Genomic DNA, 13,426 nt, shown 5'->3' with positions numbered 1-13,426 from the left:
GTCTATAGCAGAAACTTTGTTCAAAAAAATGAGACTACTCGAGAAACTATCTTTCAAAAATTTTACTCTGATTATGTATGGGAAGATGACCAAAGTTAAATAAGGTAGTTGTCAGCATAGCTATGGTCGCTGCTAAATATAGTTCACATAGTCCTCTTTATAAAAAGAAGCAAGCCCATAAAGAGCTAGCTTCTTAATTTACATAAGTTACGTTATATCAAGTAGACTATTTCCGTTATTAGTGGATTACTCCTCAAAAAGAAGAATGATTAGCCCTTCAATAATTTTAATTTGAACAAAAAAAATTCCCCGAATCCAGTATTCATCAAAAAAATCAGGAAAGAATGCTGCAATCAATTTGACAATACGGTAAACTAAAAAAGCCGTACGCTCAAAATTAAAGAGTACGGTTTTTTTGGCAAATTATGCATTGGTTAAAGAATTAGCCCATAAAAGAACGCAATATGTGAACAATTTCTGATTGAGCGTACCAATTATTTAAGCTACCCCATTTCCAATCAGACAATGATTAGAGTTATGTCCAATTTTTCAATTTCTGTTTGTTGTTCTTTTGTAAGGTTAGAATCAGTAACCAGGTAGTTAAATGCTTTTGGTCTCGCAAATTCTTTGAAGCTACGTTGATTAATTTTGCTTGACTCACACAGAGCAATTTTTATGCGGCCAGTCTGCATTATGCATTTTTTCATTTCTGCTGTTTCGTAATTAGGCGTTGAATAGCCGTAATTGATATCAAATGAGGTTGTTCCTACAATGACCTTATCCACAGAAAAATCATTAAGCTCACGAGAAACCGAACTACCAGATACATAGGGATAGCCATTTCGGATAATACCACCAATAATATGGACTTGGAAGCTCGTTTTCTCACTTAAAAGTAAAGCAATCTCTAGGTCATAGGTTAAAATAGTTAGATTTGCTAAGGAGCTATTGATTAATTTTTCAGCAAAGGCCTTACAAGAAGTCCCAGTGTCTATTGCGATTATATCATTTTCTTCAATTAAATTAACTGTTTCTTCGGCTATTCGATATTTTTCAATCGTAAATTTTCGACTAGTAGGGATAATTTCTATACTTCTTTTGAAATCTCGCTGGATTACACCACCATGAGTTCTTGTAACCAAACCTTCATTTTCTAATTCCCGTAAATCAGCTCGAATAGTTGAGCCAGTAACATTGAATATTTCAGCTAATTCGGCAACTTGAACCCTTTTTTTTTCCTTCACTAAATTAACAATTGATTTTTTTCTTTCTTCTGCATATAAATGTTCATCCATAATTATCCCCTTTCAGTCAGTTTCAGTATAAAAGAAACTAAAAATGAAAGCAATTACTCTGATCTATCAATCAAAAACAATCACATTTTTCAAACCAATTGCATTTTTGGCATTGTTTAATGCTATCTGGAACTCTTCTATTGGGTAGCGTTTTGTGATTAACTCAGCTAATGGAATTCGCCCACTAGCAACTAATTGAGCTGACGTGCGGTAGCCAATCAGGCTTGCTCGTGTACAGCCAAAAACTCTTAGTTGCTTGTAATGAAGAATATTTGTGTTTAATTTAACCTCTTGTTTTTCTTTTGGTAATCCCCCAAAATATAAACAGCGTCCATTGATGGCCATATAGTTGAAGCTTGCTTCTTGCGCTTTGGGGGCTGGTGCAGCAATGATACACAAATCGACACCTTTGTTGTTGGTTTCAAAGAATATTTTACTTTGTAAATCCTCTGAGGTTAGAGTGACTAAATCAGGAATCATTTTTTTAGCCTCCTCTAAGCGTGCTTCAGAAAGATCATTCATCATAATTTTTCCGGCACCTCTGGCTTTCGCTAACATGGCATGCATAATGCCAATTGGTCCTGATCCGATGATTAAAACATTATCTCCAGGAAAATTTCCAGCAATTTCTTGGCCGTTAAATACACAGCTAAAGGGCTCAATTAAGGCAGCTTCTTCATAGGATAATTCATCGGGAATTAAGGAAATGTTTCCTTGTCTGACTGCCTTTTCTGGTATGACTAAATACTCCGCGAATCCTCCGGGAAGATTAATCCCAAAGGCTTCATATTTTTCACATAGATGCGTATTTCCACTAACACATTGGTCACAGATGCCACAGCCCATGTTCGGAGCAACAGCTACACGCATGCCTGCTTCATAAAAGTCCACTGCAGAGCCTACTTCGACAATATCTCCTGAAATTTCGTGCCCTAAAGTTAAAGGTGTTTCTTCTGTAGCTGTAGGATAGCCATTCTTATACATGCGGACATCCGTGCCACAAATGGAAGCTGACTTAACTTTAATCAACACTTCTTCCTTAGTTATTTGCGGTTTTTCTAGCTCTTTTAATTGAATATTCTCTTTTCCTAATAACTGGATTACTTTCATTTAATTTTCCACCTCTACAATTCGATTTTCCAGCAATGAGGTTAGTCCGGCATTGACTAGACGGACAGCCATTAATCCATCATTACCTGTACATAAGGGTTTGGTATCCTTTAATATACAATCTACAAATGCTTGGTCTTCAGTGACATAAGCTTCTCTAAATAGATACATCCAGCTATGCATTGTTGGCTGTGTCAATTTTTGATCACTGGTAGCCACAATAATATTGTGTTTCCCCTGATCACCAACTAGGATACTCCCTCGCGTTCCCAATATTTCTGTTCGAGCATCATAGCCATATTGAACATATTGTGCACCATCGATCTGACCAATTTTTCCATCTGAAAAACGTAAATTCATAGCAACCGTATCATAATAATCGGGAAAATCAGCTTTGACCTCTGGAGAGCGATAATTCCCTCCAATGGCATAAATGCTACTTACTTCACTACCTGTTAGCCAACGCAGGGTATCTAAATCATGACTATTGACTTCCCCAATCGGTCCATTACTTTTACTAATATCAAACATCCAAGGCTTTGGTTCGCTAGGACCATGGGTTAGGGATTTAACTAAAACGACATCCCCAATAACTCCTGATTCGACGACCTTCTTGGCTTCCTGAAAGCTGGCATCAAAACGGCGCATAAAGCCAACTTGGAGCTTTACTTGATTTTCTTCAGCAACTCGAATCATTTCGATACACTCTGTTTCATTTATAGCTAATGGTTTCTCACAGAGAATATGCTTTTTAGCTTTTGCTGCCGCGATTGCGATCTCTTTATGATAAACAGTTGGTGTCACGATAACGACAGCATCGATTTTTTTATTTTTTAAGGCCTCTTGGTAATCCGTATAAATATATTCACAGTCAACTTCTTTTTGAGCAAGCTCTAAGCTCTCCTTTGAAGGGTCACAAAGGGCAATTAATTTCGCATTTTCAACTCGACGAGCAAAATTTTTACCATGAATCATCCCAGCTCTACCTGTACCAATCAGGCAAATATTGATTACTTCTGACATGTTAACTATTCCTCCTCGATTCGTTGATTACTCGTAGCCTGATTTCTACGGGCATACATCTTAACTGCCGTCACTAAAAATCCACTAATTGCTGTTCCGACTAGTAGAGCTAGAACATACATTAATACATTGTTCACCGCTCCCGGAATTAAGAAGATAAAGAATCCCCCATGGGGAACTGCGATACCACAATTGAAAATCATGGATAATCCTCCTGTAATTGCCGAACCAATTGTAACGGAAGCTAAAACACGAATTGGATCAGCCGCAGCAAAGGGAATAGCCCCTTCTGAGATAAAGGATAGCCCTAAGACCCAAGCAGATTTTCCAGCTTCACGTTCTTCCTTCGTGTAAAGATTTTTTCCTAAAACAGTTGAAGACAAGGCCATTGCTAAAGGTGGTACCATACCAGAAATCATAACTGCCGCCATGATAGTACTCGTTTCACCAGTGGCTAAATTCGTTAAAGAGGCAACACCAAAGAAGTAGGCTGCTTTACCAATAGGACCTGCTAAGTCAATAGCCATCATGCCTCCCAATAGCAAGCCTAGTAACACTGAATTCATACCGGATAAGCCGTTTAGCCAAGTGGTGATTCCTTCATTTAAAGCAGTAATCGGAATACCGACAACAAATTTCATGATTAACCCAACAAATAGAACGGAAATTACTGGTAAAATTAATACAGGTAACAACCCCGAAAAAGCTGAAGGTAATTTTAAGACCTTCTTTAAGCCAAGAACGGTATAACCTGCGAGGAAACCACCTAATAAAGCTCCCAAGAATCCAGCATTCATATTGGAAGCAACCATCCCAGCAACCATCCCTGGAACTAAACCTGGACGATCCGCAACTGAGAAAGCCACATAGCCTCCCAAGATTGGCCACATTAAGCCCATTGCGATTCCACCCAGCTCATTAATTGATGAAGCTAGTTCTCCTTCTGAATTAATCCCACCAAAAGCAAAAGCTAAGGCGATACAAATTCCCCCAGCAACAACAAAGGGAATCATATAAGAAACACCTGTCATTAAGTGACTATAAATACCACTTTTTTCAGATTTCCCCTCAGATTTGGCAACTGAAGAGCTTTCATAGATAGGAGCATTAGGAGCTCGATCAAATAAATCATCTGGATGATCAATCGCTTCATTAACATCAACTTCTAATAGATGCTTCCCAACAAAGCGATCCTTATTTACCGTGGTACTGGCAGCAATAATCACTGCATCTGCTTGAGCAATTTCTGCTTCTGACAGGACATTCTCAGCACCAATTGAGCCTTGTGTTTCGACCTTAATCTCGATATCACGATTTTTCGCAGCAATCTCTAAGCTTTCAGCCGCCATATAGGTATGTGCAATCCCTGTAGAGCAGGATGTAATACTAACTATTTTCATAATTTCTACCCTTTCTTATTCGAAAATTTGGTAAATTTCTTCAGCGTCAGTAGCAGTCAGCAATTTTTGGCGAATATCCTCATGCATTAATTTTCGTGATAGCTTACTTAAAATCCTTAAGTGTTCATCATTTGAAGCTTTGGGAACCGCAATTAAAAAGATTAAATGGACTGGCTTGCCATCCATTGAGTCATAAGAAATTCCTGGTAGGCTTCTACCAAAAGCCAGTGACGGTTTCGTTACCGCTAGACTTTTTCCGTGAGGAATGGCGACCCCAAAGCCGATTCCCGTAGTGCTTTCTGCTTCTCTTTGCATAACAGCCTTAAGGTAAACGCTCTCATTTTTTACAACACCTTCTGTCACAAAGGTGTTTGCCAGCTCTCTAATGGCTGCTTCTTTATCTTGTGAAGTTAATTCAAAATTTATAAATGCTGGTTTCAATATTGTGCGAATTTCTGACATGATTTTGCTCCTAATCTCTGATATTCTATTCAGCCTAAATTTTATTTGAAGCGATTTTTATATTCTTCTACAATCTTTATTCCAGAACTCGTTCCCAAGCGTTCAGCTCCAGCTTCAACCATTTCTAATGCTGTATCTAAATCTCTAATTCCGCCAGCAGCTTTCACTTTTACTTCATTTCCTACCACTTTTTTCATTAATTTAACATCTTTGATTGTTGCTCCACCTGTTCCAAAACCAGTTGAAGTTTTCACAAAGTCAGGCTTGATTTCCTTGGCAATTTCGCAAACGGTAATTTTTTCCTCGTCTGTCAAATAGCAATTCTCTAAGATAACCTTACTCAGAATTCCGCCCTCTCTGGAGGCTTCTACAATCGCTTTCATTTCAGCTTTTATATAGCTAGAGTCCCCTTCTTTTAGTTTGCCAATATTAATCACGTAGTCAATTTCGTCTGCGCCCTTTTCAATGGCATCCTTTACTTCAAAAACCTTCGTTTCAATTGTTGTTTGTCCAAGAGGGAACCCTATTGCCGCACCCACGTGAACTTCGCTGTCCTTTAAAAGTTCTTTGCACATTGCTACAGGATAAGAATTGATAGCAACCATTTTAAAATCATAGTCATTTGCTTCTTTACATAACTGTTTAAAATCTTCTTTTGTCGCATCTGCTTTTAACAAAGTGTGATCCACCATATTTGCTAATTCTTCTAGTTTGATCATAATATTCCTCCTATTTCTTAATTCTATTAATTTTCATTTACGTTTAAATGTTATCATAAATTTTCATATTGTCAATATATGAAAATAAGGAATTATATTTCAATAAATAAAATTTTATACTCAAAAGGTTAATATACGTAATTCTCCTTCTCTCAAGTTAAAAAAGAGGGCATCAATACTTAGATATTAAAATTTGATTTAAGAAAGGTGAGTTTAAATTAAGATAGTAGTTTGTTTGGATATCAAAACTATAAATTACATTACTTATACTCTATTTTTTATTGGAATCCTGTTTATTTCATTAATTGCGCTAATTTCTTTCTCTTAATAACAAATCTATTTTTAACCTATGGGCGGACATAAAGTCGATTATAAAAAGTAAAAAACCCTCAAATATTTGAGGGTTTTTTTTTAATAGTGATCTTTAACAGAATAGAAATAAATTGTTTCGTTTTTGACAGCGTAAATCAAACGATGTTCGTCTGTAATTCTTCTCGACCATTTCCCTGACAAATCGTGTTTTAGTGGCTCGGGCTTGCCTATTCCTGAAAAAGGATTGCGATCAATATCTTTAATTAATTTGTTGATTTTTTTTATATTGGTCTTATTCCCTTGCTCATACCAATAAATATAGTCATTCCAAGCATCATCTGACCAAGCTTTAATCATCTATGTCTACCTCAAGTAAATTATGAGTACTAAAACTGCCTTCCTCAAATTGCTTGTCCCCTCTATGAATCTTATCCATAATGTAGTTGTTTGATAAAATTCGTAGAGTTTCTTGCATAGAATCATAGTCTCTTTTTGATAGAACAACAACAGTATCTTCAATATCTTTTGTTGTGACAATCAACACATCAGCATCTTCATTCACTTGCTTCATATAACTTCTCAAATTTTGCCTAAAATTAGAATAAGCAATAGCTTCCATTCTGAAACCCTCCATTTCTTATATAAAATATTGTACAACATTTCGTACGATAATGGAAGGTCGTAGATGTACTTTGCATAAACCTCCTTATCCTAAGTTAAGAAAAAAAGTTTTATTGAAACTTTGATATAATAAGGATGAGTTTAAATTAAGGGAGTGATTCATTTGGATATTGAAACTGTAAAAAACATTGCTTATGCTGGTATGGCTGCAACAGGGTTTTTATTGTTTTTAGCAGGTTTAACAAAAATTACACATGGCCTTTTCTTTGCTAGGACACCTCAAGAATTTGTGCAAGATGCTAGTAATCCAAAATTTAATTTAGAAAAATCTGTAGGGAATAAATTTAGAGAAGTTGTTTGTAAATACGTTACTCCATTTTTTATTGGATTCTTGTCGATATTATTGATTGCGTTAATTTTCTTTTCTTAGTAACAACTCTATTATTTAACGCGTAAGTTCACATAATGTCGATTATCAAAAGAAGCCGGTTCATCTTGTGAACTGGCTTTTACTTTACATAAGTTAAGTTATATCAAGTAGATTAATTCCGTCGTTAATTGACTTAAGTTTTTCTTTCAATCCTAAAAGACATCATTCCGGGGCCAGTTTCATTCTAAAAGCCAACTCATCGAGATGGCTTCCCTTATACAGCCGCGTTCACTAAATTCATGTAATTAGAACACTCATCAAGGGTTAATCAGTTTTAAGCTTTTTTTGAACCTTCCTAGAAACTTGAATTTAAGTTTTATTTCTTCTTACTTTTCGAAACTGGGTACTCTATTCATAACTTTTCTTTCCTGCATGTGTAAAAGTTGCACTTATGCCACTTAATATTCCAATTCCGATTAGCCATTTTGAAGTTGTTAACACCCCTATAGACACGCATGTACCAGATATAATGATATGGGCCTTTTCATTAATTTCCAAAGCTCTTTTACTTGGTATTGGAACTTCCATATTCCAATCAATACTTTAGTTTATTTAGTTTTTGATTCAACTCTTTTATCATATTTTTTCTCCTAATGTAGGAATAAATGAATCAATGGGTTTATTAGTAATAAACAGCCAACTAGACTCAAATATTTACCATAACGTTCTTTTTTATCATAAAGAAAATCCCAATGGCAATAACCAGAAAAGCAATGATTGCCATAATTACTATTACGTTACCTAAAAAAGGTTCAAATCAGTTCATCATTGAGTTAAACATGTTTATGATTCTCATTTTTTTGTCTCCTTAAACAATTTTGTTAAAGTATTATCTAGTAAAAAATTAAAGGTTTTTTCTGTACCCTTAAGTGTATCGCTGTCCACTAAGGACAAGAAAAGAATAGAATGAATGATGTTTATGACGTCGTCTTCAGGTAATAATAAGGTTAACTTTGAGCGTGTAATAACTGTTCTAAAAATTTCCGAACTTTTCATTTTTAGGTGCTCAATTTGTTCTTCAGGCAGTTTCGCTAAAAATAAGTCGTACTCAGAGCTATTTAAATCATAAAGAGCTGGATAAGCTTGATATTCTTTAAATAGAAATTTCAATCCTTGTTTGAAACCATCAATTTTTTTATCCGATTCATCTAAATTTTGTGACCAAATATCCAATAAATTATTTTGAACATTTCCTAAAACATCTATGAACAAGTCTTCTTTTCTTTTGTACACGAGATAAAAAGCTCCCGATGAAATTCCAACTGCTTTGGTGAGTAAAGGAATATTAGTTTTTTTATAACCTCTCACTCGCCAACTTTCTTCACAAGCTACTTGTAAGTTGTTTTTAATATTAGCAATATCTTCTTCAGTAAAACCTCTAGTCACTGTTGTCACCTTCCAATTACATGAATATAGAACATCACATTTTCACGAATAATCAAACAAATATATTCATAACACGAAAAATAGCTTGAAAAAAAATAAATCTTTCAAATGTGAAGCCACTAAACTTTGAACTAGTTCACATAATTCTTTACGCTACCAATTCACATTGAAACTCTAGTGATTTGAATTTTTTTTTAGTTAGTGGTGTTAACTATTTTTCATTTGCAAGAATAAAACATAAAATTCCTTTAAATCATTTATGATAATAAAATTTTTTTAGAGAAAAAAAAAATCACAATTTTGATGTTTAATTACCTGAATACTACAATTTGTTTATTGATGAGATATACTTAAAAAAAAAATGATATATTAATAATTTTTTATGGGTTTTATTTGTTCTTCTATCTGATTCAAGTTTTATATATAGTTTGAAAAAGTTGAATTAGACAAGTATTCCTGTTATTATCAATATCTTCGTTGAAACGAAAGGAAAGATGACTGAATAAAAAAACATAAAAATACTAATTTTCAAAAAAAACGACTATGATGACTATATTCTTATTGAGAATCGAGGAAAAAGAATATTATGAAGAAAAATTCAATATTGCTAATTATAGTAGGAATAATATTGCTCTTTATTGTGAAACCTGACAGAGCAAATGCTGCAACAATTCCTGATGGCTATACTTTATATACAGTTTCTAACTATTCACAATTCAAGGCAGCTATGAATGCAGGGACGACGACAAAAAAATATATACTACTTAACAGTGATATTGTTTATGGTTTTTCTAGTGGTACCGCGACTACTTCTACGACGAGTACTGTTGAATCCTTGTACTATACAACAGATACGATTATCGATGGCTCTGGTTCATCAGGCACATCTAAATATAGCTTATTGTTTGGATACACAGGAACGACCAATGCTTACTCTGCAGATTCACCTCTCCGCATTCTGAACTCTAATTTAACCGTTACGTTCAAAAACCTATCCATAGGAAGTTCAACATACAAAAATTTTACGAATGGAGGATTAGTTTATCCATATACCAATCAAGGAACAAGTATGAATCTTAATGTTGTCGTTAATAATGTCACATTCAATATTTCTGGATTTAATGGAACGCCATTTAATAGTTATTATGCAGATAACAATACCATTACATTCCAGGGAAACAATACGTTCACAAGTTCAAGTACAACCAGTGGTGCTTATTTCTCCTCTGGCTTTGAGAATCTGATTTTTGATTCTGGCAGCAACACAACTATTAGTGTCGCAGGGAGTGGGACTTCAGAAGTTTTTTCTGGTGAACAAGATACAGGAACTCTAAATATTACGCTGAATGATGGGGCAAATTTGATTGTCAGTAATGGAAAAACTACCTTAGCTAAATCAAATGCATTTACATTAAATGTAAATGATAGTGCCTCATTCACATATAACCTAGTAAACGGAAGTGGTTCTACTACTGCAGGAGGGTTGAATACATCTAGCTCAACAACTATTAATGCAGGCAACAACTCAATAATAGACTTTGAGTCAACAAAAACCAGTGTTACCAGTTGGGGGTTAAATGGAACTACAACCCTTAATACAACTTCTCCAAAAAAAGTTGTATTTGCGACCAATGCTGCTACGCCAAATGCTTTATTTACAAACGCTTCTATGACAATAAATAGAAAAGATTCTATCAATACAAATAATTACCAATCTAGTACGCTTTCTGCAGGTGCTACAACGACAAGCGACTATGTAACCTATGACGTTGCTGGATCTTCGATTGTTTCTTCTTCAAACACGGCAGGTAAAACAGCCTGGGTATACGAACCTATTATTGCAGTAACTTCTGTAGACGTTGATTCTACTGTCGCAATGGATCAAAGTGATTTAAATATCAACGGTCTAACTACTACTAATTCTTCGATTACTACATCAGAAGTTAATTCGAAAATAGCTGATCATGCCTTAGTTTCAGAGGATTTAACTACAAATACTGCTCAAACAGCTATAACAAACACTACTTCCAATGATTTAATCAATGAGAGTGTTACAAATTCAGGTACAAGTATATATAGTGACCTAAAAGCGCAAACTTATTATATATACACTCAGTTAAGGGGGCTCCTTTCATACTCAACTGCTGCAGGTAATTTTACGACAAGTTCGACTAGTAAGTGGGTAGAAAACGAATATGCTTTACCTGTAGGAATTTTCGTTGAATTTCCTACTGAGGCTTCTTTTTCATCCTCTATGATGGGGGATTACACAAGCGAGCATTATAGCATCATTAACCATAGCAATACGAATGTTTTTGTCAGTGTTTCAGCATTTAAAACGCTAACGACTGAATTTGGTATTGTTCCAGAACTAGCTGATAACTCTATTCATCAAACCACACTGGATTTAAAGTTATCTGCCCCATTGACAGAGAACATACTGTCAATGGATTTAACAACAGTCAATACTTCTTCTGCAATAGAGCTTAGTTCTTATATAGAAAATAGCACGAATGTTGGAACATTTTACTTTGTGGGTGACTACTCAGGGCCATTAGACGGCATCAGAAATAGTACTTACACACTCAGTTTCAATGTCAGTCACTAAAGATGACAACTTTGAATCTTTTTAGACGAATACTCACCAACCTTTTCAGATAGCATGATAAGGCTGGAATAATTGCAGATATTCAATATACATTGACTGTCGTCATCGGCAGCTAAGAAAGTGAGAAAAGACAAGTGAAGAAAAAAAATCAGAAAACAACCAAAAGAAAAAAATGGATAATCATAGCTCTGCTGCTTTTACTAATTTCCGCCATCGGAGGTGGACTCTACTGGTATTTCTCCTCAAACACTGAGGAAAAAACAGCGACAGTTGTGGCCGGCAGCTTCTTACCAGACGGAAAAGATGCGGCCGCAATGACCGATGATGAAATTGCGACTTACGCCCAAGCGGAAGTTGATGCTAGCCAATTTCAAATGATTATCGGTTCGGAAATTCAAGTGGACAGTCAAGATGATTCAAGTGATCTCTATATCCAAAACCCACCCACTAATGCTTATCCGATTGCGGTCACAATCACCTTAGATGACGGCAGGGTAGTCTATAACTCAGGAGCTATTGCCGTTGGTTATGAAGTCAAAAATGCCACGCTAGATACTCATTTGGATGCAGGTACGTATACTGGGACGGCCTTATTCAAATTGTACGATGCGGAAACTTCAGAAGCAAAAGGTCAAGTTGCTGCAACGGTTAGCTTCACAGTTGCTTGATAAAAAAACAATATAAAGGAGAACCACATATAATGAATAAAAAACTTTTAGGTACACTTTTAGGAATGGGCACTCTTGCCACACTTGGATTAGGTGGGACAACTGCACATGCCGCCGAATCAACCATTAACAACGGAACTAACACTGGTGATGTGCAGATTAACGGAACATTAGGTCAAAGTAATACCGATCCCGAGGCCCCTATCAATGAAGGGTCTGATCAATGGATTAATGTAACCTTGGATACAGCAACCATCTTTTATAATACTGCAGGAAGCACGACTATCGAGTCTCCAACCTACGCTATTACCAATAATTCTGGGCGTCCGGTGAGCGTGATTGCCTCTAAAATTACGAAAACCAATGAAGTGGATGTATCTGCGATTTCTTCATTAGCTGTTAATCTAACTAGAAATGATAACGGAGCTTCCTCAACAGCTTCTTTAGTTTCAGCTGGAACTACTGGAGTGACAGGTGCCACTAGTTTAGTGTTAGCCAATAACGTTGGTCAAGTTGCAAAGACGGATACCGCAGCTACAGACAGTAGCACCGTTAAAAATAATGCCGCAACATTCAAATATGACGGGACTTTGTCTTCAGCTCTTACTGACAAGATTGCGCCAACGTTCACCATGACATTAACTTTCGCGGCTCAAAGCTGGAGCTAAAAATTTATACTCTACAGAGGAGTATTTTTTTATGAAAACATATAAGCTAGGTTTACTTACCCTCCTCTTTCTTACAATGGTCAGTGGAATTTTCCCGGTAGATGTAAGTGCAAATGAAGGAACTGTAACGATTGCTGGAACCTTATCCCCAACTGAAACAACTGAAACCGCCAGTAGCTCCAGTAGTTCAGAGGAGATCCAACAAATTAGCAGTACAACGTATGAGGTTTCTACAGACCATCAAAAAAGCAGTAAATTACCACAACTTGGTGACTACTCCTTATCCTCTCTAATCTGCTTAATTTGTGGAATTAGTGTACTCGCAATTGCTCTATATTTTCTATATAGAGAACGTAAACACACTTGATTTAATCATAATTTGCTAAAGCTATAAGTTTGTGATACTCAATATTCCACTTAATAAGAAGTGTTTAAAGAGGTAAAAAAAGTAAGGATCAAAAACATGATATGTTTTTGATCCTTGCTTTTTTTCTTAGGAAGATGTTTAAATCATTACTAGCAGAAACAATAATAAATTGCTCAACGCCAGTAAGTGAAAGTTATATGGATATTTGAGTGCCTAGCACAATCGATTATCTAAAGTCAACGTATCAGAATCATACACAACTACTCTCCCATTCTTCTGGTGAACCGGCATCTAGGAAAGTTTGTGCATCCATAAAATTTTCCATATTTTCCATTAATAAATTTTAATGGTGACTGA

General features: G+C 35.6%; 15 protein-coding genes. 5 read left to right on the top strand and 10 right to left on the bottom strand.

The features are described from left to right. Positions 1–518 precede the first annotated feature (518 nt). The 8 genes from ORH16_RS18625 to ORH16_RS18590 all read right to left on the bottom strand — a co-directional run bounded on the left by ORH16_RS18625 (position 519) and on the right by ORH16_RS18590 (position 6,940). Entirely contained in the window at positions 519–1,295 is a 777-nt protein-coding gene (locus ORH16_RS18625; RefSeq protein WP_265460430.1) for a DeoR/GlpR family DNA-binding transcription regulator, read from the bottom strand. 66 nt (positions 1,296–1,361) lie between these two features. After that, positions 1,362–2,405: an alcohol dehydrogenase catalytic domain-containing protein gene (locus ORH16_RS18620; RefSeq protein WP_265460429.1), complete on the bottom strand. Its 1,044-nt coding sequence runs from the start codon at positions 2,403–2,405 to the stop codon at positions 1,362–1,364. After that, entirely contained in the window at positions 2,406–3,428 is a 1,023-nt protein-coding gene (locus tag ORH16_RS18615) for a Gfo/Idh/MocA family oxidoreductase (RefSeq protein WP_265460428.1), read from the bottom strand. 5 nt (positions 3,429–3,433) lie between these two features. After that, positions 3,434–4,828, bottom strand: coding sequence for a PTS fructose transporter subunit IIC (locus ORH16_RS18610; protein ID WP_265460427.1), 1,395 nt, complete (start codon positions 4,826–4,828; stop codon positions 3,434–3,436). 15 nt (positions 4,829–4,843) lie between these two features. Beyond that, a complete protein-coding gene (locus ORH16_RS18605) occupies positions 4,844–5,290 on the bottom strand; it encodes a PTS sugar transporter subunit IIA (RefSeq protein WP_265460426.1) in 447 nt (148 codons plus the stop codon). Positions 5,291–5,331: 41 nt separating this feature from the next. Next, complete coding sequence (deoC, locus tag ORH16_RS18600; protein WP_265460425.1) at positions 5,332–6,009, bottom strand: deoxyribose-phosphate aldolase; 678 nt, start codon at positions 6,007–6,009, stop codon at positions 5,332–5,334. Positions 6,010–6,420: 411 nt separating this feature from the next. Then, positions 6,421–6,678 carry a Txe/YoeB family addiction module toxin gene (locus tag ORH16_RS18595; RefSeq protein ID WP_265460424.1) on the bottom strand — a complete coding sequence of 86 codons (258 nt, stop codon included), beginning with the start codon at positions 6,676–6,678 and terminating at the stop codon, positions 6,421–6,423. After that, the gene (locus ORH16_RS18590) at positions 6,671–6,940 is read right to left on the bottom strand and encodes a type II toxin-antitoxin system Phd/YefM family antitoxin (protein WP_265460423.1); all 270 of its coding nucleotides are present in this window, start codon (positions 6,938–6,940) and stop codon (positions 6,671–6,673) included. The genes ORH16_RS18595 and ORH16_RS18590 overlap by 8 nt, the downstream gene beginning before the upstream one ends. Before the next feature lie 165 nt (positions 6,941–7,105). Here ORH16_RS18590 and ORH16_RS18585 point away from each other — a divergent pair, with 165 nt between their 5' ends. Further along, positions 7,106–7,372 carry a hypothetical protein gene (locus tag ORH16_RS18585; protein WP_265460422.1) on the top strand — a complete coding sequence of 89 codons (267 nt, stop codon included), beginning with the start codon at positions 7,106–7,108 and terminating at the stop codon, positions 7,370–7,372. Between the two features lie 792 nt (positions 7,373–8,164). Here the strand turns inward: ORH16_RS18585 and ORH16_RS18580 are convergent. Beyond that, a complete protein-coding gene (locus ORH16_RS18580; RefSeq protein WP_265460421.1) occupies positions 8,165–8,758 on the bottom strand; it encodes a TetR/AcrR family transcriptional regulator in 594 nt (197 codons plus the stop codon). A gap of 586 nt (positions 8,759–9,344) precedes the next feature. Between ORH16_RS18580 and ORH16_RS18575 the strand changes: the two genes are divergently transcribed. The 4 genes from ORH16_RS18575 (at position 9,345) to ORH16_RS18560 (ending at position 13,069) form a co-directional block, all read left to right on the top strand. Further along, positions 9,345–11,366 carry a hypothetical protein gene (locus ORH16_RS18575; RefSeq protein WP_265460420.1) on the top strand — a complete coding sequence of 674 codons (2,022 nt, stop codon included), beginning with the start codon at positions 9,345–9,347 and terminating at the stop codon, positions 11,364–11,366. A 134-nt stretch (positions 11,367–11,500) separates the two neighbouring features. Further along, positions 11,501–12,034, top strand: a complete 534-nt coding sequence (locus ORH16_RS18570) for a hypothetical protein (protein WP_265460419.1) — start codon at positions 11,501–11,503, stop codon at positions 12,032–12,034. A 65-nt stretch (positions 12,035–12,099) separates the two neighbouring features. Continuing rightward, entirely contained in the window at positions 12,100–12,702 is a 603-nt protein-coding gene (locus ORH16_RS18565) for a hypothetical protein (protein ID WP_265460418.1), read from the top strand. Positions 12,703–12,733: 31 nt separating this feature from the next. Continuing rightward, complete coding sequence (locus ORH16_RS18560; protein ID WP_265460417.1) at positions 12,734–13,069, top strand: hypothetical protein; 336 nt, start codon at positions 12,734–12,736, stop codon at positions 13,067–13,069. A 260-nt stretch (positions 13,070–13,329) separates the two neighbouring features. On the opposite strand, the gene ORH16_RS19045 is transcribed toward ORH16_RS18560, so the two are convergent. Further along, positions 13,330–13,407, bottom strand: coding sequence for a topoisomerase DNA-binding C4 zinc finger domain-containing protein (locus ORH16_RS19045; RefSeq protein ID WP_416207888.1), 78 nt, complete (start codon positions 13,405–13,407; stop codon positions 13,330–13,332). Between the last annotated feature and the right edge of the window lie 19 nt (positions 13,408–13,426).

Source organism: Enterococcus sp. HY326 (assembly GCF_026157065.1).
In the GTDB taxonomy this organism is placed as follows: Bacteria; Bacillota; Bacilli; order Lactobacillales; family Enterococcaceae; genus HY326.
This window is presented reverse-complemented; position numbering and strand designations above follow the sequence as displayed.

Excerpts from the sequence above, each read along its gene's own strand:
- ORH16_RS18625 (WP_265460430.1), bottom strand. The coding sequence starts at position 1,295 with ATGGATGAACATTTATATGCAGAAGAAAGAAAAAAATCAATTGTTAAT.
- ORH16_RS18620 (WP_265460429.1), bottom strand. The coding sequence starts at position 2,405 with ATGAAAGTAATCCAGTTATTAGGAAAAGAGAATATTCAATTAAAAGAG.
- ORH16_RS18615 (WP_265460428.1), bottom strand. The coding sequence starts at position 3,428 with ATGTCAGAAGTAATCAATATTTGCCTGATTGGTACAGGTAGAGCTGGG.
- ORH16_RS18610 (WP_265460427.1), bottom strand. The coding sequence starts at position 4,828 with ATGAAAATAGTTAGTATTACATCCTGCTCTACAGGGATTGCACATACC.
- ORH16_RS18605 (WP_265460426.1), bottom strand. The coding sequence starts at position 5,290 with ATGTCAGAAATTCGCACAATATTGAAACCAGCATTTATAAATTTTGAA.
- deoC (WP_265460425.1), bottom strand. The coding sequence starts at position 6,009 with ATGATCAAACTAGAAGAATTAGCAAATATGGTGGATCACACTTTGTTA.
- ORH16_RS18595 (WP_265460424.1), bottom strand. The coding sequence starts at position 6,678 with ATGATTAAAGCTTGGTCAGATGATGCTTGGAATGACTATATTTATTGG.
- ORH16_RS18590 (WP_265460423.1), bottom strand. The coding sequence starts at position 6,940 with ATGGAAGCTATTGCTTATTCTAATTTTAGGCAAAATTTGAGAAGTTAT.
- ORH16_RS18575 (WP_265460420.1), top strand. The coding sequence starts at position 9,345 with ATGAAGAAAAATTCAATATTGCTAATTATAGTAGGAATAATATTGCTC.
- ORH16_RS18565 (WP_265460418.1), top strand. The coding sequence starts at position 12,100 with ATGGGCACTCTTGCCACACTTGGATTAGGTGGGACAACTGCACATGCC.
- ORH16_RS18560 (WP_265460417.1), top strand. The coding sequence starts at position 12,734 with ATGAAAACATATAAGCTAGGTTTACTTACCCTCCTCTTTCTTACAATG.